Annotated in this window: 27 protein-coding genes and 1 riboswitch; of the genes, 15 read left to right on the top strand and 12 right to left on the bottom strand. The window is 43.3% G+C overall.

All coding sequences use genetic code 11. The features are described from left to right. Positions 1–155: 155 nt before the first annotated feature. Entirely contained in the window at positions 156–800 is a 645-nt protein-coding gene (locus tag AC59JO_RS12490; RefSeq protein ID WP_413666514.1) for an START domain-containing protein, read from the bottom strand. Between the two features lie 136 nt (positions 801–936). Continuing rightward, positions 937–3,606, bottom strand: coding sequence for an alpha-L-rhamnosidase (locus AC59JO_RS12495; RefSeq protein ID WP_497305644.1), 2,670 nt, complete (start codon positions 3,604–3,606; stop codon positions 937–939). A gap of 307 nt (positions 3,607–3,913) precedes the next feature. Between AC59JO_RS12495 and argH the strand changes: the two genes are divergently transcribed. The 5 genes from argH (at position 3,914) to AC59JO_RS12520 (ending at position 8,632) form a co-directional block, all read left to right on the top strand. After that, positions 3,914–5,248 (top strand): argininosuccinate lyase, encoded by a 1,335-nt coding sequence (gene argH, locus AC59JO_RS12500; protein WP_497305646.1) that lies wholly within the window; start codon positions 3,914–3,916, stop codon positions 5,246–5,248. A gap of 189 nt (positions 5,249–5,437) precedes the next feature. Next, positions 5,438–5,644: a YwbE family protein gene (locus AC59JO_RS12505; RefSeq protein ID WP_497305648.1), complete on the top strand. Its 207-nt coding sequence runs from the start codon at positions 5,438–5,440 to the stop codon at positions 5,642–5,644. Between the two features lie 230 nt (positions 5,645–5,874). After that, a complete protein-coding gene (locus AC59JO_RS12510) occupies positions 5,875–6,399 on the top strand; it encodes a DUF1345 domain-containing protein (protein WP_413666518.1) in 525 nt (174 codons plus the stop codon). A 187-nt stretch (positions 6,400–6,586) separates the two neighbouring features. After that, positions 6,587–8,221: an amidase gene (locus AC59JO_RS12515; protein ID WP_497305650.1), complete on the top strand. Its 1,635-nt coding sequence runs from the start codon at positions 6,587–6,589 to the stop codon at positions 8,219–8,221. A gap of 9 nt (positions 8,222–8,230) precedes the next feature. Continuing rightward, positions 8,231–8,632 (top strand): helix-turn-helix domain-containing protein, encoded by a 402-nt coding sequence (locus AC59JO_RS12520; RefSeq protein ID WP_413666520.1) that lies wholly within the window; start codon positions 8,231–8,233, stop codon positions 8,630–8,632. A gap of 450 nt (positions 8,633–9,082) precedes the next feature. Here the strand turns inward: AC59JO_RS12520 and AC59JO_RS12525 are convergent, their stop codons facing one another. Beyond that, a complete protein-coding gene (locus AC59JO_RS12525) occupies positions 9,083–9,292 on the bottom strand; it encodes a hypothetical protein (protein ID WP_091175047.1) in 210 nt (69 codons plus the stop codon). A 100-nt stretch (positions 9,293–9,392) separates the two neighbouring features. Between AC59JO_RS12525 and AC59JO_RS12530 the strand changes: the two genes are divergently transcribed. Further along, on the top strand, positions 9,393–10,142 hold the full coding sequence (locus tag AC59JO_RS12530; protein ID WP_497305653.1) for a YdcF family protein: 750 nt from the start codon (positions 9,393–9,395) through the stop codon (positions 10,140–10,142). Here the strand turns inward: AC59JO_RS12530 and AC59JO_RS12535 are convergent, their stop codons facing one another. Next, a complete protein-coding gene (locus AC59JO_RS12535) occupies positions 10,143–10,370 on the bottom strand; it encodes a hypothetical protein (RefSeq protein WP_413666522.1) in 228 nt (75 codons plus the stop codon). A 74-nt stretch (positions 10,371–10,444) separates the two neighbouring features. Then, a complete protein-coding gene (locus AC59JO_RS12540; protein WP_497305655.1) occupies positions 10,445–11,440 on the bottom strand; it encodes a nucleoside hydrolase in 996 nt (331 codons plus the stop codon). A 128-nt stretch (positions 11,441–11,568) separates the two neighbouring features. Between AC59JO_RS12540 and AC59JO_RS12545 the strand changes: the two genes are divergently transcribed. Together AC59JO_RS12545 and AC59JO_RS12550 are read left to right on the top strand one after the other, a co-directional pair. Further along, positions 11,569–12,306, top strand: a complete 738-nt coding sequence (locus AC59JO_RS12545; protein ID WP_413666524.1) for a proteasome-type protease — start codon at positions 11,569–11,571, stop codon at positions 12,304–12,306. Positions 12,307–12,310: 4 nt separating this feature from the next. Beyond that, positions 12,311–13,159 (top strand): transglutaminase-like domain-containing protein, encoded by an 849-nt coding sequence (locus AC59JO_RS12550; protein WP_497305657.1) that lies wholly within the window; start codon positions 12,311–12,313, stop codon positions 13,157–13,159. Positions 13,160–13,530: 371 nt separating this feature from the next. Here the strand turns inward: AC59JO_RS12550 and AC59JO_RS12555 are convergent, their stop codons facing one another. After that, positions 13,531–13,932, bottom strand: coding sequence for a transmembrane 220 family protein (locus tag AC59JO_RS12555; RefSeq protein WP_497305659.1), 402 nt, complete (start codon positions 13,930–13,932; stop codon positions 13,531–13,533). A 303-nt stretch (positions 13,933–14,235) separates the two neighbouring features. After that, positions 14,236–14,350: riboswitch (SAM riboswitch) on the bottom strand. A gap of 604 nt (positions 14,351–14,954) precedes the next feature. Between AC59JO_RS12555 and AC59JO_RS12560 the strand changes: the two genes are divergently transcribed. Continuing rightward, on the top strand, positions 14,955–15,716 hold the full coding sequence (locus AC59JO_RS12560; RefSeq protein WP_497305661.1) for an SDR family oxidoreductase: 762 nt from the start codon (positions 14,955–14,957) through the stop codon (positions 15,714–15,716). 128 nt (positions 15,717–15,844) lie between these two features. After that, entirely contained in the window at positions 15,845–16,783 is a 939-nt protein-coding gene (locus AC59JO_RS12565) for a DUF72 domain-containing protein (RefSeq protein ID WP_413666528.1), read from the top strand. On the opposite strand, the gene AC59JO_RS12570 is transcribed toward AC59JO_RS12565, so the two are convergent. Continuing rightward, positions 16,775–17,278, bottom strand: coding sequence for a hypothetical protein (locus AC59JO_RS12570; RefSeq protein WP_413666529.1), 504 nt, complete (start codon positions 17,276–17,278; stop codon positions 16,775–16,777). The genes AC59JO_RS12565 and AC59JO_RS12570 overlap by 9 nt on opposite strands. A gap of 303 nt (positions 17,279–17,581) precedes the next feature. Between AC59JO_RS12570 and AC59JO_RS12575 the strand changes: the two genes are divergently transcribed. Further along, on the top strand, positions 17,582–18,550 hold the full coding sequence (locus AC59JO_RS12575) for a glycoside hydrolase family 5 protein (protein ID WP_413666530.1): 969 nt from the start codon (positions 17,582–17,584) through the stop codon (positions 18,548–18,550). 399 nt (positions 18,551–18,949) lie between these two features. Here the strand turns inward: AC59JO_RS12575 and AC59JO_RS12580 are convergent, their stop codons facing one another. Then, positions 18,950–20,530 carry a GDSL-type esterase/lipase family protein gene (locus AC59JO_RS12580; protein ID WP_497305664.1) on the bottom strand — a complete coding sequence of 527 codons (1,581 nt, stop codon included), beginning with the start codon at positions 20,528–20,530 and terminating at the stop codon, positions 18,950–18,952. Positions 20,531–20,716: 186 nt separating this feature from the next. Between AC59JO_RS12580 and AC59JO_RS12585 the strand changes: the two genes are divergently transcribed. Both AC59JO_RS12585 and AC59JO_RS12590 read left to right on the top strand, forming a co-directional pair. Next, a complete protein-coding gene (locus tag AC59JO_RS12585) occupies positions 20,717–21,184 on the top strand; it encodes a hypothetical protein (protein ID WP_413666532.1) in 468 nt (155 codons plus the stop codon). Between the two features lie 64 nt (positions 21,185–21,248). Continuing rightward, positions 21,249–21,527, top strand: coding sequence for a DUF3072 domain-containing protein (locus AC59JO_RS12590; RefSeq protein ID WP_497305666.1), 279 nt, complete (start codon positions 21,249–21,251; stop codon positions 21,525–21,527). Positions 21,528–21,532: 5 nt separating this feature from the next. Here AC59JO_RS12590 and AC59JO_RS12595 read toward each other — a convergent pair whose 3' ends face one another. The 3 genes from AC59JO_RS12595 to AC59JO_RS12605 all read right to left on the bottom strand — a co-directional run bounded on the left by AC59JO_RS12595 (position 21,533) and on the right by AC59JO_RS12605 (position 23,146). Continuing rightward, entirely contained in the window at positions 21,533–22,018 is a 486-nt protein-coding gene (locus AC59JO_RS12595; protein WP_497305668.1) for a BLUF domain-containing protein, read from the bottom strand. Between the two features lie 97 nt (positions 22,019–22,115). Then, positions 22,116–22,877, bottom strand: a complete 762-nt coding sequence (locus AC59JO_RS12600) for an MBL fold metallo-hydrolase (RefSeq protein ID WP_497305670.1) — start codon at positions 22,875–22,877, stop codon at positions 22,116–22,118. After that, the gene (locus AC59JO_RS12605) at positions 22,874–23,146 is read right to left on the bottom strand and encodes a hypothetical protein (protein ID WP_497305672.1); all 273 of its coding nucleotides are present in this window, start codon (positions 23,144–23,146) and stop codon (positions 22,874–22,876) included. Before AC59JO_RS12605 ends, AC59JO_RS12600 begins: the two co-directional genes overlap by 4 nt. A gap of 117 nt (positions 23,147–23,263) precedes the next feature. Between AC59JO_RS12605 and AC59JO_RS12610 the strand changes: the two genes are divergently transcribed. Both AC59JO_RS12610 and AC59JO_RS12615 read left to right on the top strand, forming a co-directional pair. Beyond that, on the top strand, positions 23,264–24,325 hold the full coding sequence (locus AC59JO_RS12610; RefSeq protein WP_497305674.1) for a polysaccharide deacetylase family protein: 1,062 nt from the start codon (positions 23,264–23,266) through the stop codon (positions 24,323–24,325). Between the two features lie 24 nt (positions 24,326–24,349). Further along, on the top strand, positions 24,350–24,895 hold the full coding sequence (locus tag AC59JO_RS12615; protein ID WP_497305676.1) for an AAA family ATPase: 546 nt from the start codon (positions 24,350–24,352) through the stop codon (positions 24,893–24,895). A 321-nt stretch (positions 24,896–25,216) separates the two neighbouring features. Here the strand turns inward: AC59JO_RS12615 and lolA1 are convergent, their stop codons facing one another. Then, on the bottom strand, positions 25,217–25,894 hold the full coding sequence (gene lolA1, locus AC59JO_RS12620; RefSeq protein WP_413666541.1) for an outer membrane lipoprotein periplasmic chaperone LolA1: 678 nt from the start codon (positions 25,892–25,894) through the stop codon (positions 25,217–25,219). Between the last annotated feature and the right edge of the window lie 59 nt (positions 25,895–25,953).

Consider the following 25,953-nt stretch of genomic DNA (forward strand, 5'->3'; position numbering starts at 1 on the left):
ATACAGGATTTTTGTCTGAACTCGAATTTTATGGAATTAAGGAATTGGCAGAATCTTCTTCGCACCGAACTAACATGCAAATTCAATAAATTCTTTAATTCGCTTAATTCGAGTTCAGACAAAAGACTGCAAACTGAATTAGGGAGCAGAGGAACTTACTGCACATAAGCCAACTTCACATCCTTATAAGCAGGTTTCTGAAGTTGCTTTTTCAAACCTTTAAAACTTTCGGTAGGGCCTTGTGCTGCAAACATGTTGATCAACCAGGCAGGTACCGAGCCTCCGGGATCAAGGTGCAGGGTGTAAACAATGCTTACGTGGCTGCTGTCAACAGGCGTAATCACCCAGCGGCCAGTCGAATTTTCGACCCTTACAATACCATCCTTTAAAGGTACCATGTTTGATATAACCGGAGCGTCGATGGTAACCACTTTGGTTTTGGGATCTTGCGTAACTTTTAAATGTGCTACAAAATCGCGGTTATGTACCGGCCAGGGTATGTTTACTTCCGAATAATAATATATATCTGAAGGAGAAACTTCTTTAATGACAGTTGCCGATTTGGTATGATAAACCCATTCGGCGCAGGTTTTAATATCCATCAAAACGGCTACTAACTGTGCAGCTGTAGCGTTAAAAGTGCATTCTACTTTAATGGCTTTGATCTTTGAATCGGGAATATGGCGGGTATAAACCCTGATGCCTTCCTTGTCGGTACTTAATGACCATGGCTCTTCAGGTCCCGCTACGGCAAATTTTGCAACAAATAATAAAAATACGATAGATAATATCCTGCGCATGGTATCAGTGACTGTAAATAAGGTGTGACAAATTTATATACAAAAACAGGCCGGGGTTGCCCCGGCCTGTCAGTAAATGGTCATTTGATATGCGCAGATATTAAAATATGAAAATACTATGGCATTTGCGGCGATATTATTTTACCTCGAACACATAACTGCCCGCATTTATTTTGTACAATGCAGGGTTGCCGATTGCCTTGCCAGCAAGGTAAACTTTACCTGCCGGGAAGGTGATTGTTGCGCTTGAGTTTGCAGGTACGGTTACTTTATAAGTTACTGCACCATTGATACGCTGCCATGATGAAACAATGTTACCGGAAGGCCCTTTGTGAGTAGCGCTAAATGCATTTAAACCCGGTACAAAATGTGGTTGCAGCAGTACGTTTTTAAAGCCAGGATGTTCAGGATCGGGATGGATACCTGCAATGCCTTTGTACAGCCAGGCACCAATTTCCCCAAACATGATATGATTAAGGGAAATATCAGATTTTGCATCTATCTGCCAATTTTCATAAAGGGTGGTAGCCCCGTTCACCATCCACCAGCCCCATGACGGGAAGGTTTCCTGCGAGGCTATTTTGTAAGCTACATCCGGGTACCCGTTATCACTTAGGGCGCTTAAGATGGCCTTGGCGCCCAATATACCTACATCCAAATGGAAATTATCGGCTTCAACACGTTTGGCCAAATTGGCCGCAACTTTATTTTTCATGTTTTCGGGCACAACACCCCAGTAAAGCGGTACGCTTAACTCTGTTTGCAGGCCTTTGCCGTAGATGCCGGTAGTAGTATCTAAATATTTAGCATTAATGGCATTTTTGATTTTGTTGGCCAATGCCGAGTATTTTATATAATCGGCCTGTTTACCTAATATTTTAGCCGCTGTGGCCAGGATGCTGGCATCGGTATAATAATAAACAGATGAGGTAAGTTCAACCGGCGAAACTGATTTTACAGGTACCCAATCGCCCAAGCCCCAGGTGGTAAGGCCGGTTGGGTAAAGCTCATCAATATGGTTTACATATTTTTCAATCGCATTATAACTGTCGGCCAGTAGTTTGCTATCGCCATAAAACAAATAAATGTTATACGGAATAATGGCGATGGTACTTGTCCAGTCGGGCCCATTGCCCCATTCATAGCCCCAGCCACCAGTTGGGATAATAGACGGCAGTACGCCATTAGGCTGCTGCTCATCACGATGGTCGGCCAGCCATTTTTCGTATACGGTGATGCCATCGAAGTTATATAAGCCTGTTTCGCTGGCAATATGGGCGTCCCCTGTCCAGCCGTTCTTTTCGCGTTGCGGGCAGTCGGTAGGGTAGCCGAAAAGGTTGCTCAGGTAGCTGTTGTTGGTGGCGGTCCAGATTTGATTAATAGTTGGGTTTGAAGCTTTAACCGTACCAATAGGCTCCACATCGCTGTGCATAAAAAATGCCTTGATGTTTTCTTTGCCAATCTGAATTGGTTTGCTGCTGCTTACCTCTATATATTGAAACCCTTTGTAGTTAAAACGAGGAGAGAAAGTTTCCTGGCCTTTACCTCCCAAAATGAAAATATCGGTCTGAAAAGGGTCTTTATCGTCTGTTGGACGGTAATGCAGATCGATGTTTGACTGATCGACGTGGCCATTCTTATTTAATCTTTCTGCATGTTTCAGGCGGATCACCGTACCTGAATCACCTTTAACCGTAATTTGGCTTACGCCCGAAATATTTCGGCCCATATCAAATACCCAAACATCGCTATCAAGTTTGGTAACACTTTTGGTGCTGATGGTATCAACCGCGCGGATAGGCTGCATGGCCTGTGATACGATATTCATGGATGGGGCCGAGCGGTTAATGACCGGTTTCCATTTGCTGTCGTCAAAATTGGCGGTATTCCAACCCGGTTGTTCCAGCCTGCCATCGTAATGCTCGGCAGTATAAATACTGTTGAAAATGATGGGGCTAAGTGAGGTTTTCCAATCTGTACCCGACTTTACAGATTCAACCGTACCATCGGTATAAGTGATCCGCAAATCCATACAAAATGCGGGGCGACCGCGCCATGGTGCCTGGTGGAAGAACCATACAGCCGTACTCTGATGATTATACCAGCCGTTGCCTAACAATACTCCAACAGCGTTTTTGCCGTTTTGTAATTGAGCCGTAACATCATATGAAACATAAAGCGTACGCCTGTCGAACCGGGTATACATTGGATCAAGCCGATGATTACCGATCTTTTTACCGTTAAGGTAGAGCTCATACAAACCCGCAACCGCGATATAAGCCCTTGCCGAGCGGATAGGCTTAGCTACCTTAAATGTATTGCGGAAATAGGGCGCTGGGTTTACTGCTATTCCTTTATTATCGCTGATCCATGAGCCTTCCCAGTTTTGCATCCCCATCATGCCGGTTTCGAAGCTGTTTATAGCTGACGGGGCAAGCTTTTTACCTGCCTGATCCCAAAGCTGAACCTTCCAGTAATATTTAGTAAAAGGTTTTAGTTGCTGGCCGCTATAAATAACAAGATTGTTTGATGAAGCAATTTTGGATGTAGCCCATGCGTTGCTTTTGCCTGCTGAAATGGCAGCCGAATCGGTACCTACGTAAAGCTGATAGGCACTCTGGGCTGCACCCTGAGCTTTATCATTCATGAGCCAGGTTAAACGGGGATGCGCATTGTCGATACCTATCGGGTTTACAAGATATTCCGATTTAAGACCTGCAGCCCCGGGCGTTTGAGCTTGTGATATAGAAAAAGAGCAGCATAATAAGGCAATGCTAAGCAATGGCTTACATAAAGGGTGTTTCATGTGGTTAAGATAGCGGTTTATACAATATTGGCCAAAGGCTGTAATATGTTGTCACAATCAACAATGTTAATTGGATGGATTGAGATTGCCATCCTGTACTGTCTTATTTCTGTCTGAACTCGAATTAAACGAATTTTGGGAATTTATCGAATTTTTCATTTTCTGATAATTCATTAATTCCAAAAATTCCGGTTCAGACAAACTCCTGTCCATCCGATAAATCCCCCCAAATCTCGGTTCAGACAAAAAATCCTGTTAATCCTTAAATCCCATAAATCATGGTTCAGATAATTTATACATTTGCACCATGAGCAAGCTATGGCAAAAAACTACCAACGTTAACGAACTGGTTGAAAACTTTACTGTTGGTCGCGACCGCGAATTTGATGAGCAAATGGCGGCGTTTGATGTTTTAGGATCGTTGGCCCACACCCGCATGTTGCAAAGCGTAGGGCTGATGGACAGCGCCGATCTGGAGCTTGTTCAGCGTGAGTTGAAAAATATTTATGCCGATATCGCTAAAGGCGGTTTTAAAATTGACGAGCATGTTGAAGATGTGCACTCGCAGGTTGAGTTATTATTAACCCAACGCATAGGTGATGCCGGCAAAAAGATCCACAGTGGCCGCTCCCGTAACGATCAGGTTTTGGTTGATCTGAAATTATTTTTCCGCAGTCAGTTACAGGAAGTTGTTGAAAGTACCGAAACCCTGTTTCGCCTGCTTATCGAATTAAGTGATAAACACAAAGATGTTTTATTGCCGGGTTATACCCACCTTCAGGTGGCCATGCCATCATCATTCGGCCTGTGGTTTGGCGCTTATGCCGAAAGCCTGGTTGACGATCTTGAACTGGTTTTGGCTGCTTATCGTATCACTAACAAAAATCCGCTGGGGTCGGCTGCCGGTTATGGATCGTCGTTTCCGCTTAACCGTACCTTAACTACACAGCTTTTAGGTTTTGACAACCTGAATTATAATGTTGTTTACGCGCAAATGGGCCGTGGTAAAACCGAGCGGATCATTGCACAAGCTATATCAACTATAGCTGCAACACTGGCTAAAATGGCCATGGATCAAACCCTGTACCTGAGCCAGAATTTCTCGTTTGTGAGTTACCCTGACGCCCTGACTACCGGCAGCAGCATCATGCCGCATAAAAAGAACCCCGATGTTTGGGAAATTATGCGTGGCAAATGTAACCGCCTGCAAGCACTGCCTACCGATGTAGCCATGATGACCACTAACCTGCCATCAGGCTATCACCGCGAGCTGCAGTTATTGAAAGAATTGTTGTTCCCTGCTTTTGCCGATTTGAAACACTGCCTGCAAATGGCAACCTTCATGCTGCAAAATATCACGATAAAAACAGATATCCTGGACGACGCTAAATACGCATACCTGTTTAGTGTGGAGGAAGTGAACCGTTTAACGTTAAGCGGCACACCATTCCGCGATGCTTACAAGCAGGTTGGTTTAGCTATTGAAGCAGGTGATTTTAACCCCGATAAAACGGTGAACCATACCCATGAGGGCAGCATCGGTAATTTGGGTAACGAACATATTTCTGCATCGTTTGATAAATTGGTCAATAATTTTGATTTCGGAAAGGTAGAGCAGGCAATAAAAGGATTGGTTGAATAGAAAAGCTATAATTTGCCATCCTGAGCGATAGCGAAGGATCTTCTTAGATAGGCTGAGCTGCTATACAAAGCGAAGAAGATGCTTCGTTCCTCAGCATGACACCCCATTTATGGTAGGCGCATCGGTGAAATCAAACGAATCAAAAAGGTAAAATCAGCGCAATCAACGTAATCAAAAAAATCAACGGTCATGAACGGACAAAACAGAAGCGATATATACCCAGGCCTTGAGGTTGACACCATCCTAAAAAAAGATCAGCGTACCGGTACGCTGACCCGCGGCTTTGTAAAACGGTTGCTCACGAGCGCGGCTTACCATTCGCGCGGAATAAAGGTGCAGCTGGATGACGGGCAGGTTGGCCGTGTGGCCTGGATTGTTGACGAAGACGATTTTTAGTATCTTCATTTATTCTACATCAAACATTATCATATTTATGGTGTAGCTTAAATTGTATGCCTCAAAAAGCCAAAACAAAAACAAAAGTCTTTTTTAGTCTTGATGCCCATCATCGCCTCCTGATTTCGTTAGGAGCCGCAGCAATAACACTATTTTTCTCGTGGTCGAATTTTTCGGCGCCAACAGTTGCTTTGGTAACCTGGATAGCATTCGGTTTATGCATCATTATTATGGATTGGATTATTATCCTTACGGCTAATCCTGCTGAGATCCGGAGAATAGCCAGTATTGAAGACTCAAGTCGTACGTTGATATTTTTGTTTGTAATCGTGTCATCGCTGATGAGCTTACTGGCGATAGTATTCCTGTTATTGTCCACAAAAAACCAATCGGATGCAGTTGTGACGGCGCGGGTTTTATTGGCGATGGCTTCGGTAATTGTGTCCTGGTGGCTGGTGCATACCATATTTACGTTGCGTTATGCCCATATGTATTATACTACAGCCCCCGATGATGATAAAAAACTCAAACACCTCGGTGGGCTCGAATTTCCGGGCGAGGAAAAAGAGCCCGACTATCTCGATTTTGTATACTTTTCTTTTGTTGTAGGCATGACCTTCCAGGTATCGGATGTGGAGATCTCGGCCCGTTCTATCCGCCGCCTGGCATGGCTGCACGGGTTAATTTCTTTTGCTTTTAATACCGCTATTGTGGCGTTGAGTATTAATGTGATATCGGGGATGATATCGAAATAAGATATCAAGAAGAATAGTTTCACGCAAAGGCGCTAAGACGCAAAGGGGGGCAAGCTGTAATAGTTTTGTGACTTAGCGCCTTTGTGTGATTTTGTACATGCTTTGTAACATTTAACTACCTACGCCTCTGTAATTTTCAAAGTAGTTAAATATTTTGTTACTTGTAATGCCTTTTATTTAAACAGTTATGCATAGAAGAAATTTCCTCAAAACAGGTTCGCTGGCGAGTTTAACCATCTCTACTTTAGTTGCGGCTTCCTGCAACCAGCCATCGGCCGAAAATAAAGCAGATGATACCGTTGCTTCCGAAAACAGCAAGGACGACATATTTGAACTGAGTGAAATAACCATTACTGATCTGCAGCAAAAAATGCAGGGCAAGCAGTTTACTTCAAGGCTGATTACCGAACTGTACCTTAAGCGTATTGACCAGATAGATAAAAAAGGCATTATGCTCAACGCTGTGATCGAGCTTAATAAAGATGCCCTGAACATGGCCGATGTGATGGACCGTGAACGTGAAAAGGGCAAAGTGCGCGGTCCGCTGCATGGCATACCTGTGCTGATCAAGGATAATATCAACACAGGTGATAACATGCATACCACTGCAGGATCGTTGGCTTTGGCCGATAATTTTGCAAAACAGGACGCTTTTATAGTGCATAAGCTTCGTGAGGCGGGTGCAGTAATATTGGGTAAGACTAATTTAAGCGAGTGGGCAAACTTTCGCTCCACACATTCAACCAGCGCATGGAGCAGCAGGGGAGGGCAAACTAAAAATCCCTATATTTTAGACAGGAACCCCAGCGGTTCAAGTGCAGGCACGGGAACGGCCGTTGCGGCCAATCTTTGTGTTATAGGTATCGGCACTGAAACTAATGGCTCTATAGTTTCACCGGCGTCAGTTAATGGTTTGGTGGGCATTAAGCCAACAGTGGGCTTATGGAGCCGGTCGGGCATTATCCCAATTTCCAAAACACAGGATACTGCCGGACCTATGACGCGTACGGTTAAGGATGCCGCAATATTGCTCGGTGCTCTTACCGGTATTGATACGCTTGATTTGGCAACACTTGGCAGCAAAGGTAAGGTGGAGGCCGATTATACTAAATTTTTAGATGCGAATGGCTTACAGGGTAAACGTTTGGGCATTGAAAAATCGGCACTTAATGATAGCCCTGCCGTGGTTGCACTATTGCAGGACGCTATTAAAACGCTGAAAAGCAAAGGTGCCGAAGTGGTGGAGATTGAACTTAACAAAGAGCTAAAGACCATTAACAACAATGAATTTACCGTGCTGCTTTATGAATTTAAAGATGGCCTTAACCAATACTTCGGCAATGCCAACAGCAAAATAAAAACATTGGCCGACGTTATTGCTTTCAACAAACAGAATGAAGCTAAAGCAATGCCTTTCTTTAAACAGGAAACCCTGGAGTTAGCACAGGCCAAAGGCGATCTGAACAGTAAAGAGTATCTTGACGCGGTTAAACAAACCAATGCTGGTACCCGTAAAGTTATTGATGAGATGCTTGCCAAATATAAACTTGACGCCATTATAGGCATCACTAATGGCCCCGCAGTATGTATCGACCTGGTAAATGGCGATTATGATAATGGTTTCAGTTTTTCGGGGCCAGCGGCTATGGCAGGGTATCCGCATATTACAGTACCTATGGGCCTGGCACATGGCTTGCCGGTTGGGTTATCGTTTTTTAGCACGGCCTACAAAGAGGGTGACATCATAAAATTGGGATATGCCTATGAGCAGGCATCTAAAAAGCGCGTAGCACCGCTGTTTAAGCCCGATCTGTTTGCTTAGTTTTGTGTTATGGACGCAACGCTCACTGTTCCTAAGAAAATACTGGCCCGTCAGCATGAAATTACCGCCGACTATCTGAAGGCCATTGACAAGCATCTTGACGATGTGCTGAACAACCGCGTTTTGGATATGTATGAGATCCGCGACTTTGCCAATGAAATGCATATCCATCCCACACACCTAAGCAATACCATCAAACTCACCACCGGGAAGCACCCCTGTTTCTTTTTCGAAGAGAAGATCATGGAAATTGCCAAAGCCATGCTTCAGGAAAATATCGTAAGCATAGCTGAAATAGCTAGCCGGCTTACTTTCGATCCGTCAAATTTTACCAAGTTTTTTAAGCGTTTTGAAGGCGTAACGCCAAAGCAGTATCGTGAGCAATGGCTGATGAGGCAGCTTAATTGTTAATTGTTGGGGTTAGTTTTACTTTATGTCATTGCGAGGAGCCAGCGTTGGGTTTCGGGCGGCGCGACGTGGCAATCGCACATAAGCATGGCCGTTTTGTATAGTATACGATTGCCACGCTTTCGCTTATAATGATGTGATAGTAAGTTATTGATTATTAAGTATTTTTTTTCGATCTGTTTTATTATATGGGCGTTGCCTGCGGCCCGGGCTATCCGCTACAAGTCCTCGCCTTTCCTACCCGCAAACCTAACCCGCGCTGTGGGCTTTACGCTTCTATCCCTAACGCAGCCCCCGCACAATACCCCTAAAACACAGCTTACACGTCATCTCATTTTTTTAGGACTTTCCCGGTGGTTACTCGCAATGATATATTTTTATTGTAGAATACCTTTCTCAGGCAGGAGGTGAAACATGCCAAAAATATACTTATTACGTACAAAGCAAGTTGTATTACCGCCTGCTGTTATCCCTGAAATTTTGAGTACGTACGGCAATCTGCTCTAAAGTAAGTTCGCCGTATTTTTTTGCGCGATCTGCCCATTCAGGGGCATTGTCAACAAGGTTATCGATAATCGATTTACCGTCGGGTCCTTTTTTGGTTACGTAATTTATTCCGTAAGCAACTGCAGCACCTATAGCAAGAGTTTTGATAAAGCCCATCTTAATTTTTTATGTTATATATGACAATGATAATGCCAGTTTGTTACCCGGTTTATTAAAAGCTTCTATATTTGAAGCACTTAAACATTATAGCTACAATATGTTTTTTATATTTTCAAAAGTGCTTTCATTTTTAATGAGCCTGCTTTTATGGGTATTTGCATTTTTACTGATAGCCCTTTTTTCCAAGAACGTAAAACGTAAACGAAAATTTTTGCTTACGAGTATTATTGTACTTTATATCTTCTCTAATTCGCTGTTAATTAACCTGGTTAGCTGGTGCTGGGATATCAGGGAAACTGCTATGCCTGTTGGCAAAAAGTATACCTGTGCTATAGTACTGGGCGGTTTCAGCTCGGACGACGGCAATGGCGGCGGCTTTTTTAATTCCGCTGCCGACAGGTTTATCCAGGGAGTTCGGTTGCAGAAAACGGGACAAGTTAGCCATTTGCTTGTATCAGGCGGGAATGGACTTTTAATGCCGTCGGGTTTTAGAGAAGGAGATTGGGTAAAAGAACAACTTAAAGAGATGCAGGTACCGGATAGTTGTGTGTTGAGCGAATCCAAATCACGTAACACCATTGAAAACGCTATGTTTTCAAAAGAAGTGCTGCAGCAACATAAGCTTAAAGGGCCTTATCTGTTGGTTACTTCTGCCTTCCATATGCGCCGTTCTATGATGATATTTAAAAAGCAGGGGATCGACGTAGTTGCGTATCCCTGTAATTTTACCAGCCGGAGGTTTGCCGTTTCTTTTGATGATTTTCTTCCCAATGCTGGTGCCCTGGCAGGTTGGGGCACATATATTAAGGAAGCAATCGGTTATGTGGTAACCCGATACTTCAAATGATCAGCCATGTTTAAGGTGCCTCGTAGCAGGGCTGCTATCTGCTTCGCGATGGTTGTGCTTATTCCAGTTGGCTATGTCAACCAGTCCCGGCGGGGTTTGATAGTGATCGGCGTTAGCGCCGCATCTTACAATAAATTTGCCTTTGGCCTGTGCTATGACGGGCCGGCTACCGCAGATAATGCAAGGCTCACAAAAGATAGCCACCTGTATTTTAATTGGTTTATTCATGGTGAAACTAAGGTGGCACCAATTGGCTGAAAATTCAATACCAAGTAGTTGGTATTTTAGTGGCGCCTACTTTTTCATTTTTTTAACGGTTGGTGCATCATCAGTTGTTCAATATCTTTTGCAATAGCATCAGGTTGTATAGCTAATTGAAGGTATGAAAATTTTTCGCCTGGTATTACTACGTCAGTGCCATCATCCTTTATTTCCATATTAAGTTTACGATAGGTAAAATAAGGTTTGGGGCCTCTGATGGCTGTTAATACAGCAGTTTCGTCCCAACTGTTGCGCCCAACAGTATTTTTATCTTTAGTGAGTGCAATCCTAAAAGCATCTTTTACCGGGCTGTTTTGTATCGATTTATTGTTAATGAGGCGAATCCCTGTCAATATCTTTTCGCCTATTTCAAAGCCGCTAAGGGTTATGGGAGCAGGCCAGTTTTTAAATACCTCCCGTGCCGAAGCTGCATCCACATTTACATTGTATTCGCTAAAACTTTTGCCATCAGTACCTATTCCGGTAGCCATAGATACCAGATTTTTTACCTTTTGTTTCACCAGTTGTTCTCCGGTTAATTTGCTGTATTTGTCGGGGCCGGACCTAAGCAGATCGGCCAGGTTAGTAAAAAATCCAACCGAAATAATGGTTACACTGCCATCGGCCTGGCTTGCCAGAATTTTACGGTAAAGGGGCACCGCCTCAATTGCCTGGCTGTTTGATTTAATGTTGTGCGGATATCGGGCAACAATAGCCTGGGCCCATCGCTGTGCGCAGTCCTTATTAGGTTTGTCTTTTTTTACAATACCTATCGGGATCTCAGGTCTGCCAAAATAAGTATTGATCACGCTGATAGTTGGGGCCGTGGTTTCAAACGCGTTACATGATATGGTAGCCAGTATTTTGGCTTCGCCTTTATCAGCAAAGGCATGCAATAAGGCCATAGCACCAACATCGTCATAGTCGCCGGCAATATCTGTATCAAAAATAACGGGGATAGGGCTGTGTTTTTGCGCTTTTGCAAAGTTTATGGTTAAAAACAACAACAGGATGGGAAGCGCTGATCTGAAACTCATTTGAAGCAGTAAAATAAAAATGATTAGGTCTTAAAAGATGTATCGGTAAATAAGTGGTTATGGTAATAAATCTCGCATTATTTAATTACTTTGGCAAGTATTAATTTATAACGAACTACGCTAATCAAATGACTTATTGCCTCGGAATTAAAGTTAAGGAGGGTTTATTGGCTATAGCCGATACCCGCATAACTTCGGGAACGGATACCACTGTAAAAAAGAAGATCACGATTGAGCAAAAGGATCATTTTTCGTTGTTTATCATGACCAGTGGTTTACGGTCGGTACGTGATAAGGCGGTAATATATTTTAACGAATTACTGGAAACAGCCGAGTTCAATAAAATGTACAAAGCTGTGAATGCATTTGGTGAGCAGGTAAAGCGCGCTGCCCAGGAAGATAAGGAATCTCTTGATGCTTCGGGCTTAAGGTTCGACCTGAACACCATTATAGGCGGGCAATTGCGTGATGATGATGAGCATAAACTTTTTTTGCTTTATCCCGAAGGAAACTGGGTTGAGTTAGGGCAGGGAGCACCCTATGTAGTTATCGGTAACTCGGGCCACGGTAAGGCTATCCTGAACCGGATCCTTGATGAGGATTCGAGCTTGAGATTAGCATTGAAAACGGGTTTCCTTTCGTTCGATTCAACAAGGGTAAGTTCAAATAATGTCGATTTTCCGATAGATGTTGCTGTTTATAAAAGGGATAGCTTCAATATTGTTGAGCAACGTTATAACAAACAAGATCTGGAGCATATCTCAACCCAATGGGCCGAGGAGCTTAAACTGGCGCTCGACCATATTTCGGAAGACTGGATGGATGCCACATTTAATAAATTAGAAGAAATAAAAACAGAAGGCTGATAGTATGAAATTCGATGTGTTTTCCCAAATGGAATATATAGTACGGTCGCCGGGCACATTGATTTTAAATATACATGCTTTAAGGAGCACAAATCAAACGGTAATAAGTGAAGAGTTTGAATTAGAACCCTATATAAGGTTTGAGGAATTGCAAACCCTGCAGGGCGAAAACCGATTAGTGCGTTTTGATGTAAGCGCTGATATCCCCAACATTAAAGTCACCTATAAGGCTACCATCGATAATTGCTATGAGGTAGCAGATTTTGGTCATTTGCAGGAAACCCACGTTTCTGAATTGCCTTCGCCGGTGCTGCCTTATCTTAACCCGAGCCGCTATTGCCAGTCGGATAAGTTATACCGCCTCGCACACAATATGTTCGGGCATATTACTAACCCCTTTGAGCAGGTGGTTGAATTAACCAACTGGATTCATAAAAACGTACAATACTTAAGCGGTTCAACCAATTCACAAACATCGGCTTTTGATACGGTGACTGAACAAGCCGGCGTTTGCCGTGATTTTGCGCACCTGGGCATAGCCCTTTGCAGGGCCTTAACTATACCGGCCCGCTATTTTACGGGCTATGCTTATCATCTTAAACCTGCCGATTTTCATGCCTGCTTTGAGGCATATCTGGGTGGCAAATGGATCCTTTTTGATGCAACGCGGTTAGTGCCTTTAAATGGCCTCATTAAAATAGCTACAGGCCATGATGCTGCCGACTCGGCCATAGCCAATATTTTTGGTGATGTTACATTTACCACTATGCAGGTAAGCTGCGAGCTTGCCGAAGATAGCTTTGAGCCGTTTTATTATGGTGATGGAGAATTTAGAGGATTGTCGTATTTGTAAAGGAAGTATTAAAAAGGAAGTCTGTATGTTGGCAACAAAAATTGGGCTTGAACTTAAAGAAAATAGTATCTACAATTCGTTGTTTATAATGACTTGTCTGTAAGTTGTTGATTATTAGGTGTTTTTTTGGCGGATTTTATAACATGGGCGTTGCCTGCGGCCCGGGCTTTCCGTTACAAGTCCTCGCTTTGCCCACACACAAACCCGCACACGCTCCGGGCTTTTCACTGCAATCCCTAACGCGGCCCAGCGCGCCATCTCTAAAACGTATTTTGCACGTCATTACGATTTTTTCCGGGGATTCCCTGGTGGTCACTCGCAATGACGATTTTTTTATTTGATGTTATTTTGTAATAAACCCTTATATAGCTTTACCGCTTCCCCTTTTTAACCGGTACTTTTTTATTTTGCTTTATACCATAAACCCAATTAGCTGCAAGCACAGCCACGCAAATTAGTAAACCAAAAAATTCGCGTACTTCTTCAACCCATGGCTTTTCGGCTTTCATGGTTTGCACAAGGCTTTCGGCGTGGTGATATTCAAACCAATCAATAAGGCCATTATTGTCAAATATTTTGTAAATGGCGTAACCTGTAAAAATGGCAATGCCTGCTGCGTAACCAATAGGGTAATATTCCTTTTTAGCAGCCAGATAGCAAAACCAGGCGCAATACAGGTAAATGGGCATCCAAAGGTATGGGTCGGGATCGTTATATTGTAAACCCGCAAAAATGATAAAAAGTACAACCCATACAATGTTGAAGATTTTCATAAGTAAAAAGCAATTGCAATAATTTACGCTGGTTTATCTTGCTTAAATGCAGGTTAAGCAATGCTAAATATATGAATTTAGTTTGCACTTTTTAAAGGGCGAAAAATAGTTTTTGTGCGGCTTGATTTCAGCAAAAGCAGATTCAGGAAATATGAGATGAAGAACTATTTGGAAAATTTGATGTCGCGGGCAGATTCGAACTGCCGTTTAGGGTATTGCGGACCCCCACCTATCCTCTCGGTCACGCGACTTGAAAATTATAGAAAAAAATCACTTAATCAGATCGGTTGTGGGGTGTAGATATAATTATCTCTCTCCCGTTTTGCACAGGAGCAGGAATTAGCACCTTTTACATTATGCGGATGTACAGGTTGCTAAGACGTCTTTGGGCCTTTCCCTCAGTCTTTCTTGATAAGTTATAAAAAGAACGCTTTGTCGTTGTTGACAGTGCAAATGTAAAAATAAATTATATAATTCCTATGGTTTAAGTAGTTTAATTTAATTTTTATTTGTTCGGTGTTGATTTTGAGGGAGATAAATTTATGATTAGTTGGTTATGATGTCTGCTGAAAAGACAGTCAGACGGTTTTAAGAGTTCGGGCTGTGCGATTCCCTCTCCATGGGGGCTACTTTGTGTACACATCTGTTCAGCTAAAAAATGTCATTTCGAGCCCTTGAAGGGTGGGAAATAGCGGGGGAAGGGTGAGAAATCTTTTACGATATGCATAGTTACGCGATTAAAAGCAGGGCGTATAAGATTTCTCCTCACCCGCTGATGCACAAATCCTCCCCGTGGTTCGTTCGAAATGACATCGTTTTTCAATTAATAATAAAATCATCAAGATATTTATACACAGTAGCTCCCATGGAGAAGGAATTGTCAGTCCCTTCGCTTTTACTTTTTAGTAGTCAATCTGAATAAAAAAACTGAAATGGTCACCATTTAATCTGAAGTAGTCACCATAATTTTATTCACCAACCATCGCATCTTTGTATTGTTAAAACATTAAAAAACATCAACAATGGGAACAAATAAAATTGCATTGATAACCGGTGGCAGCCGTGGCTTAGGCAAAAACGCTGCTAAGCACATCGCCCAAAAAGGGATCGATGTTATAGTAACTTATCGCAGTAAAAAAGAAGAAGCTGAAGCCGTTGTTGCCGAAATAGAATCGATGGGCCAAAAAGCTGCTGCTTTGCAACTGGATACAGGTATTGTATCCACCTTCGATGCTTTTATTGCAACACTAAAAGCAACCCTCAACGAAAAATGGAGCCGGGATACCTTTGATTTCCTGGTCAATAATGCGGGTATTGATGCTGCCTCGCCATTTGCACAAACTACTGAAGAGGATTTTGATAACCTGTTTAACGTGCATTTTAAAGGCGTTTACTTTTTAACGCAGAAGAGTTTAACCGTAATTGCTGATGGTGGCCGGATCATTAATTTTTCGACCGGTTTGGCCCGTTTTTCAACTCCGGGATATGCCGCTTATGCCTCAATGAAAGGAGCTATTGAAGTATTCACCAAGTATCTTGCAAAAGAATTGGGTAGTCGCGGTATAGCCGCAAACGTTGTGGCTCCCGGTATTATTCAAACCGACTTTACCAAGGCAGCGTTCGACTCGCATCCGGGTTTGGAAGAAAGGATGGCGCAATTTACCGCTTTAGGTAGGGTGGGACAACCCGATGATATAGGCGGTGTGGTCGCATTTTTATGCACGGAGGATGCCCGCTGGATCAATGCTCAGCGTATTGAAGCTTCAGGTGGGATGTTCTTGTAGTTTAGTGAGTAGTTGATTGGGAGAGTGGTTGATTAGGTTTAATGTTGATCAAATAACCACTCACTTAATCAATTCATCAACTACTCACCTAATTAATCAAAACCGTATCTTTCCCGCAAAAAAGCAATATGGAATTTGGTAGAGTAACGGACGAAGAATTAGCAAGGGTTGATTTTACCTTGCCGGCCGATCCGCAGATAACTGTTGATGCCCTTGCCGCCGCAAAAAGTGATATGCCCCTGCAGGTGCATGTTGGCTGCGCTAAGTGGGGACGCAAGGAATGGATTGGTAAGATCTATCCCCTAAAAACCAAAGACGCTAATTTTTTAGATGAATACGTTAAGCACTTTGATTGTATTGAGCTTAACGCTACTTTTTATAACGTTTACAGTCCTGATACCGTTGCTAAATGGAAGGCTAAGGCCGATAGTAATCCCGGTTTTAAATTTTGTCCTAAGTTTTCGCAAAGTATCAGCCATATTCGCCGGTTAAAAAATGCGGAGGATATTACTACTACCTATTATGAAGGTGTCCTGGCTTTTGGCGACAAGCTTGGCCCCCTGTTTTTGCAGCTAAGCGATAATTATACACCAAAAAGTTTCCCGGAGCTGAAGGCCTATCTTGAACAATTGCCTAAAGATATCCCGGTATTTGTTGAACTGCGCCATAAAGATTGGTTTGCCGTTGCCGATAACCGCGACAGGGTATTTAACCTTTTCCGGGATCTCAATATTGGCTCTATCATAACCGATGCCAGCGGCCGCCGGGATGTGGTGCACATGGCTTTACCAACACCTCATGCTTTCATTCGCTTTGTAGGCAATAGTCTGCACCCTACAGATTATGCCCGTGTTGATGAATGGGTAAAGCGGATCAAAAACTGGAAGGAGCAGGGCCTTAAATCGGTATGGTTTTTTATGCACCAGCACGATGAGCGCTACTCGCCCGAACTGGCCGATTATGTAGTTGAGGAATTAAACAAGGCATTGGGCACGCAGTTAATGCGCCCTCAATTTATCCAGAGAGACGATAATAAGCCAACAGCCCAAACCTCGCTGTTATTGTAATGGCTCGGTAGTAGCTGGTGGAATTTTTAAGGCTGGATTAAAGTTTGGGATCAGCTGCTGCACCTTATCGGCAGTTGAATTATTCATATCCAGGAACGACCAGTTTTTGCCGCCATCTCCGCTAACCGCCAGCAGGTTACTGTGCATGGCCATGCGCCCTTTAGTACTGGTCATAATAATAGTTTCGGGCAGCAGGCAGTGGGTTTCTTTTCCTGCTTTATAAAATTTACCCGGGGTACCTACCGTAATACTTTCAAAACTGATACCTGCAGTTTTCATTTGCTGCATGGCAGCGCTTATCATGGCTGTCATTTTTTCTTTGCCACCGGCCATTTGTACAGCTTTGGGATAGGTATAATTAACTATGCTTTTATAATCGCCTTTAGTCATGCTTTGCGCCATTAGGGTTGCCTGCTGTTTTACAACGGCAGGGTTTTGGGCATGTAAAGCCAGTGGTGATAATATGATGATCAGGAGCCTGAATACGTTTTTCATAGGATGTTTTTATTTTTTTGATGATTTCATCGGCGAGCTGATTGGTGCCATCAACTTTGCCATTGTATTTAAGTCCCAATATCCGATTTACTAAATTAAAAACATCAACATTTTTAAAAGAAGGTATTGGTTTTACTTTTTCATGCTGAAACAATAATGCGCGAATGTAGATAAAAAGCATTCCCTGAATAATAACGGTTGATAAACTTTGGCTGTTTTTACCATTATCTAATCAAATTTTTACATGTTGCTTTAAAACCAATAACGTAGCTATAAATTACTTGCCTTTAAATTTGATAACAGATGAAGGTCTTTATAGCGCTTTTATTATTGGTTGCATTTAGTTATTCTGTATCAGCCCAAACGCCTGTAATTCAAAACGGTAAATTGAAGATTGAAAACGGTGTACTCGTGAACGAACACGGTTCCGCTCCCCGGTTGCGGGGGATTAGCCTCTCGTGGTCGCTTTGGCAGGGGCATAAGTATTATAATCCCGGAGTGGTAAGTTGGCTTGCCGACGATTTTAAAGCCTTGATTATTCGTGCATCAATGGGCGTGCAGCCCGATAGCGGTTACCTGCAACAGCCCGAACAGCAAAAAGAACTCATTGTTAATGTGGTTGATCAGGCTATAAGGAGCGGGATTTATGTATTGATAGACTGGCACGATCATCATTCAAACCAGCATGTTAGCCAGTCGAGAGATTTTTTTCGGCAGATGGCTAAAAAGTATGCCGGCGTGCCTAATGTGATCTACGAGGTCTGGAATGAACCCGAAAAAACTGACTGGAAAACGGTTAAAGATTATGCGCTGCAGATCATCCCCGAAATTCGGAAATATGATAAGGATAACATCATAGTAGTTGGCAGCCCGCACTGGGACCAGGATGTAGACATTGCCGCTGCCGATCCGATAAAGGACTACAACAACATAGCCTATTCTTTCCATTTTTATGCCAGCGACCCATATCACCAGGAAGCACTACGTGCAAAAGCTGATAAAGCCATAGCATTAAAGCTACCATTGATCATTACAGAGTGGGGAGTAGGGGAAGCCAATGGCGATGGTGAGTTTAACCTTCAGAAGAGCCAAACCTGGCTCAAATGGATGGAAGACAATAAGCTAAGCTGGACTAACTGGAACGTAACCGATAAACACGAAACCACCGCCCTGCTGCAACACAATGCCCCGGTTTATGGCGGCTGGACAGAAGCTAACCTAACCCCCGCAGGGATCTTTATCAGGAATGTATTGAGGGAGGTGAACAAGTAGAGGGTATAAGTTTGAATTTTTTATGCCGTTGTTGTCACCATAGGTGTTCGGAAGATTTTTTAATTCCCTCCTTGGGGAGGGGGGCGGCAGATTTGTGTAGTGGCAGGGAGGGGTTTATGCGTCGTTAAAGCAGATAAGCCTATGCCCTTGTTGGTCTTGTCACCAACAACCACCAGATAGGGCACCAGTTGGATGGTGTAGAGTTGTTGGTGACAACACCAACAACGGCCAGTTTGAATATTTATGGGGAGGGATTGAGTACCTTATAAAATATGTCATTGCGAGGAGCGAAAATGGGCATGAGCCTGGGCGCGACGTGGCAATCGCATGCTATACAGAGTGGCCATGCCTCCGTGCGATTGCTTCGGCGTTCCTCCTCGCAATGACATATTTTTCATTTTACTTCTTCTTCAAAGCCTCTGCAATCCCCTTTTCTACTAATGGCCCCATTATCCGGTATCCTTCAACAGTAGGGTGTACGCCATCGGCGGCAAGGTTTTTGGGCAGGCCTTTGCGCCCGTCGGCCATGGCACTATGATAATCCACATACACCATTTTGTTGGCATCGGCAAAAGCCTTGATCATAGCATTAAGCTGGATAACTTTTTGAGCCGGTTCCATGCCGGGGCGCCACGGGAAGGCATAGGCGGGCAGCACCGAGCATAAAACCACTTTAATATTGGCCGCTTTAGCCAATAAGGCCATGGATTGGATATTGCCAAAGATGTCTTCAATAGCTATCGGTCCATTATTTTGAGCAATATCATTGATGCCGGCAAGGATCACGACTGCGCCGGGTTTCAGGTTGATCACGTCCTCGCGGAAGCGTACCAGCATCTGGGTGGTGGTTTGCCCGCTGATGCCACGGTTATAATATGGCTTACCGCTCCAAAAGGTTGAATCCCTGTTGAGCCAGAAGTCGGTAATGGAATCGCCCATGTAAACTACGCTTTTAGGGTTGGGGGCCGATGCTTTTACCTTTTCGTTATCGGCTTTGTAGCGGCCCATATTTGCCCAGTCTTTATGAAACGAATCTTCCCATTGCTTATGGTAGGCCTCCCATTGCTCGTTCCTTTCTTTAACCGTTTTTATTTTAGGATCTACTGGTTTAAGAAAGCCTTTAAGCTCCAGCCAGTCGTTAAAACGCTCAATCCAGTTATCCGTAGGCAGGTTTTGTTTACGCATGCCAAAACCATGGCCACCCTTTGCGTACATGTGCAGTTCGGCGCTGTGATTTGATGCCAGCCACTTATTGTAGAGCTCCACACTATGCGGCGCCAGGCCAAGCTGATCATCAGTGGCAGCTGCAATGAACATTGGCGGTGCATCGTCGGGGATTTTTGAAAGCAGCTCGGGCGGTATATAGCCATAAATAGGTGCGTCAAAATCAGGTTTATTAGCGGCTGTATAGTTAAATGCAACTGCGCCGGCCAGCGTGCCGCCTGCCGAAAACCCCATGATCCCGATGCGTTGCGGCGAAACATGATATTCGGCGGCATGGTCGCGTACATAAGCAAGTGCCGAGCGTGCGTCAGCAACTGCCAGCGGAATGATAGGCGCTACCTGTTTGGGGAAGTCTTTCTGGCTCATTTTGGTTATCAGTTCCTTTACCGGATCATTAGTTAAACTATGTGCCAGGCGATATTTCAATACAAAACAGGCAGCACCCTGTTTGTTGAGCCATTTAGCTACATCGTAACCTTCGCTGTTAATAGAAAGTGTATGAAAACCGCCTCCTGGGCAAATGACTACCGCAGTGCCGGTGTTAATTGCCGAATCGGGCAGAAAAACGCTCAATGAGGGGCGGGTAACGTTGTAAACTACTTTGGTGTTAAAAGCATTATTATCGCTTTCATCCTCATTCCAGCTCCAGTTTTCGGAGCCGGGAGCAGCGTCGGGATAAAGTGGAATAACTTTTTGCTGGGCCCGTGCGCCAAATGCTGACAATAGGAGTAAAGTGCCTATCAGTTTTAATTTCATGGGAGATTAATTCAGGTTAAATGTTGATGTACAAAAATAATAGCATAAAGCTAAACCGCAAGTTGCCTAAACGTTTTAGCAGAAATGAACCTCAATTTAATCAGAGTATCTGTAACCTCCCCGTAAAATATCTGTTATAAGATTTAATGACAGATATTTTCGGTATCTTAAACATTCCTGATTTATATGACTGTTGCGTTTTCCCATATCAAAAATCTGCTCCGGATTTTACCGTTGTTAGTTTTGCTTGGGGCATGTGCCAAACAAAAAAAGATTTTTCAAAGCGATTGCAATATTTCCAAAGACTATAAAAAGGTTTCTTTTACCGAGCTTATCAATAATATCGAAAAATACGATAAGCAATATGTGGAGGTGAGCGGCAAATACAAGGAGGGGAATGAGCAATCGGCGCTTTTTAACGATAGCCTTTTTTCAAATCACGATCTGCATAATGCTATATGGGTTGATTTTAGCCAGGATTGTCCGCTTTATTTACCGGGGACACATATCGGGTTGTTTACTTATAATGATGGTCAGTTTACTCAAATGAATAAACGTAAAGTAACCATTCGCGGTGTGGTTGATGCGAGCGATAAAGGCCATTTAAAACAATACAAGGGTGCTATTGACAGGGTAAGCTTTATTGAGTTGTGACCGCAATGTTGCTCATTCTAAAACAATGTGATATCCGGGCGGTTGTTGCTATAAAACAGTAGTTATGGCTATCAACCCCAATGATGTAACCGATAACGGCTTTTTTGATGAGTCGGACGATGAAGAGATCATTAACCAAAATCATATAAAAGGCTCAAACAAGGTAAAAGACCCTGATGAATGGACAACAGGCGATGAACCTATGACCGGGGCACAACATTCTTATCTTAAAACATTATCGGACGAAGCCGGTGAAGAGTTTGACGGATCATTGACCAAGGCCGAAGCATCCAAACGGATAGATGAACTTCAACATAAAACCGGCCACGGATTAAATAATTAAGGCTTTTAAAATGAAATAGATAATCTGTTGGTTTCGGCAAAAGTTTTGAGCATAACAACAGTAGCGTGGTTATTGTTGCCTATGAAGTTTTTAGCCGAAGGGCTTAAATAGCCTTCTATTAATTCCAGTTCATCTGCATTTACCGATGCAAAAGCCATAGACCATTTAGGGAAGATCCTTTCTTCAACACTTCCGGTTATCATCAGGATAATATTACGATGGCGAAAATCGAGCTCAATAGCTTTGTAGATGGTGTAAAGGTCTTCTTTTTCGCCCTCAAGTGCTTGTATAAAAGTGCCTTCACTGTAAAGGAGCATGCCTGTAACATTATACTTTGCGTTTTTTATTCGCGCTGTTTGTAGCAGGTCCAGTAATTCATCATCACTCATTAACTTTTTAGCTGTGCTTACATAAACAAGATATTCCATGAAATTAGGGTCAATTGCCAGGTTGATATACAAAGATTTATAAACAAAAACAGATGAGTTCATGTACTAAAATCGCTCGCCGCTTAAATAATTAATTAAAATTAGGGGCTGTTTTATTTGCGTAACTGCGAAGAAAAGGTGCCGCGAATTTATAGAGACGTTAAATAGTCAATTTCAGGCCGTCATAAGCCAGTTCTATACCGGCAGGCAACTCTTTAGATACATCTGCATGTTTACCGAGCCTGTGGCTTATGTGTGTAAAGTAAGTGGTTTCTGCCCCAATATCATTGGCAAAAGCGATGGCTTCTTCAAGCGTGAAATGGGAGATATGAGTTTCCTTTTGCAGGGCGTTTATCACTAAAATTTTAGTGCCTTTTATTTTTTTCTTTTCGGTATCCGGGATGGTTTTGGCATCGGTAAGGTACGTGAAATCTTTAACCCTGAAACCTTTAATTGGCAACCTGTAATGAAATACCTCGATAGGGATGAGCTCAATATTGCCAATTTTGAATGGCTCAAGCGCAATAGTATGCATGTTTACCTGCGGAATACCCGGATATCCGGTGCCATCAAAAATATAAGGAAATTCACGTGCCAGAGCTTTCTGTACCCGCTCGTCTGCATAAATGTCCATTGGTACATTTTGTTTGTAGTTAAACGCACGGATATCATCCATACCGGCAATGTGATCTTTATGCTCATGCGTAAAAACTATAGCGTCGAGGTGTTGTACATTAGCCCGCAGCATCTGGTACCTGAAATCAGGGCCCGAATCAATTGAAATAACTTTATCTTCGGCTTCAATTAAAACAGAGCTGCGCAGGCGCTTATCATGTTTGTCTGTTGAAAGGCACACCTCGCAATTACAGGCAATAACAGGTACGCCCTGCGATGTTCCGGTTCCTAAAAATGTTATGGTCACAGTTGCAGTTTTGTTTGTTTAATATCCTGCAAAAATGCAATCTGTTTATCGTCAAGCAATTTGTAATCCACCTCAAGCTCGCGTAATAATTCTGTCAAGGCAAGGATCTTGCTTTCCAGGTTGGAGAAACGGTTTACTACAATCATTTTACTGCTAAGCAGTAAACATGCACCGGTTTTAAAGTTGCCCTTTTCATAACGCACTTTGTAGCCTGCTGTTTTCAACAGCATTTCCAGTTTCTCGAGCGTATGATTAGTTGCGGGCAGCATTAATTTCAAAAGTAGTAAAAATGGGTGTATTTACCGGACTTAAATTGGCATTTGCATGTCACATTTGCTAATTTAATTTCTATTTTTATTAACCTTTTATATCCTAAAACTATCCGGATGAAGAACTTACTGCTTACTGCAATATGCATTGTTTTTAGCATTTCTGTTTTTGCCCAGCAAACAAAAACCTATGCCGAAAAGCTTGGCTGGCCTAAAGGTTCGCGTGTAATTATCCTGCATGTTGATGATGCGGGTATGTCGCATGAATCAAACGAAGGGGTTGAAAAGGCTATTGGCGAAGGTGTTGCTACCTCAACCAGTATAATGATGCCCTGCCCATGGGTGCCCGATTTTAAACACTATATGGATCAGCATCCGGGCCTTGACGCAGGCTTGCACTTAACCCTCACTTCCGAGTGGCAAAATTACCGCTGGGGGCCGCTGGCCGGCAAAGCTACGGTTCCGGGGCTGGTGGATAAAGAGGGCGCGTTCTGGCCGGGGGTGGTCGCTGTTTATTTTCATGCTACTGCCGATGAGATTGATAAGGAGATCCGTGCCCAGCTTGACCGCGCCTTAACCATAGGCATTACGCCAACACACCTCGACTCGCATATGGGAACGCTGTTTGCCAAGCCTGCTTTTCTTGAAAAATATATTAACCTGGGGATTGAAAAGAAGATCCCCGTAATGTTGCCCGGTGGCGAAGACCTGTTTTATCGGGCCGAAGCAAAAAATGCTACAATAGCCCAGCTTAAAAAAGACGGTAAATACACCGACGGCATGGCCATCCCCGAACCGGCAGAACTGAACAAAGTGAGGGAACTTGGCGAACTGGTGTGGAAAGGCGGCCTGCCCGTATTAGATGACCTTGATAACTCAAGCTATGATTGGGTAATGCCCGATATTGACAAGGCTACCGATACGGAACTGCAAAAATGGTACACCGATCACTATATCGAAAACTTCGACCGTTTTTCGCCGGGATTAACGATGGTGCTGATGCACTGTACTCAACCATCGCCACAGTTTAAAAATATCTGTAATGAAGGCCAGAAACGAAAAGGCGACCTGCTGGCCATGACCGATCCGCGGCTGAAAGCTTATCTTAAACAAAAAGGCTTCGTTTTAACCACCTGGAAAGAGGTAATGGAGCGGCGGGTTAAAGCGGGAAATGAGTAAGTTTGGGGCTAAATATAACAACTCGTGCACATCAACATCTTTGGCGCCTCAGGCTCGGGTGTAACTACGCTGGGCAAAGCTTTGAGCGGGAAGCTCGGCTATCCCTATTTCGACAGCGATCATTATTTTTGGTTCCCTTCCAAGCCTCCCTTTATTAACCGGCGACCGCCCGAAGAGAGAAATACTATGATCAACAATGAAATAGCAGGTAACGAAAATTGGATCCTTGGCGGCTCGGTTATCAATTGGAATAATAACTGGCAATTTGACCTGTCGGTATTTTTATATATTCCACCGGCTATAAGGATTCGGCGTTTGGAGGAAAGGGAACATGAACGCTACGGCGATATTATCTATACAGATAAAGAGCGAAACCGGCTTTATAATGAGTTTATTGATTGGGCGCGCGGTTATGATGAGCTTATTACCAATAGCCGCAGCCTGCATTCGCACAAAAACTGGATGAATAATCTTAAAACGCCTTTGCTGATTATTGAAGGGGATACTGCTGTTGAGGAAAGGGTGGAGGTTGTCTTAGAGAAGATTAAGGAGCTAAATTTACCAAGATAAACTGCCGCTGCCCGCCAGGAGGCCATAGCTGTTGGGAAGATGAAAGATCGCTGGGAATATTGTTTAAAAGACCATGTCATTGCGAGGAGGAACGACGAAGCAATCTCGTAGCTATGCAGATCGGACAGGCATTGGCTACGAGATTGCCACGCTGCGCTCGCAATGACATGGCTTTTTTTGTTTTTCTACGAACCTTTCATCTTCCCAACACCTGTGGCAGGCGGCGAGCGGCGGCGAATTACAATAAAAAAAGCGGAAGGTAAAACCTCCCGCTTTAAAATATCTCAAATCTCACGTCTCAAATCTCATATCTAAAAGAGATTACCTTAAGTCCACCAATTCAACACCGGGGTGACCTTTGGTATCCCAGGCAAAAGTAGCATCAGGAGCGGGTACGTTAGGAGTAAAGGTACGCACAGTATAAGTGTATCTGTTGCCGTTTTTATCAAACAGTAAAGCGCTATAGATCTGTTTTTTTACTTTATCGATAGTCAGCTTTACTTTAAAAATGGCTTTTTTATCATCCTCCGGAGTAAGTTCGATAGTTTGATATGCTTTGCCGGCTATCTTTTGCTCGCCGGTATACAGGTACTTAAAACCTTTTTCATACATGGTAAAGATCTGGGCCGGATTGCTTAGTCCGTCGCCGCCTTTATCTGCGTCGCTTACCTGTACCTCTTTGTCTTTTTTAAGATAGGTCCACTGGCTTTTGCCATCGCTCATGATCTCTTTGTCAACCTCGGGTTTTGCAGCCGAATTATAGAGTGTAACCCGATATTTGCCGGTTTTTGCTTTTGATATCAGGGTGCCGGTTTGTGTTTCCTTGATACCAGCCTGTTGATTATTCAGGCTAAAAGTAAAATCGGTTTTAATAACATCATATGAACGGTATTTTTGGCTTACCTGGTTTAAAATGGCTTTTGCCTGGCTGTCTTTCTGTGCAAAAGCCGTGCTGTATGTACTTATTGCTAAAATGGTATATGCTATGATCTTTTTCATTCAGTTTTATTCAACAACAACTATTATTATTAATAGTTATTGGATTAGAGTAATTAAAT

Source organism: Mucilaginibacter sp. A5337 (assembly GCF_059690695.1).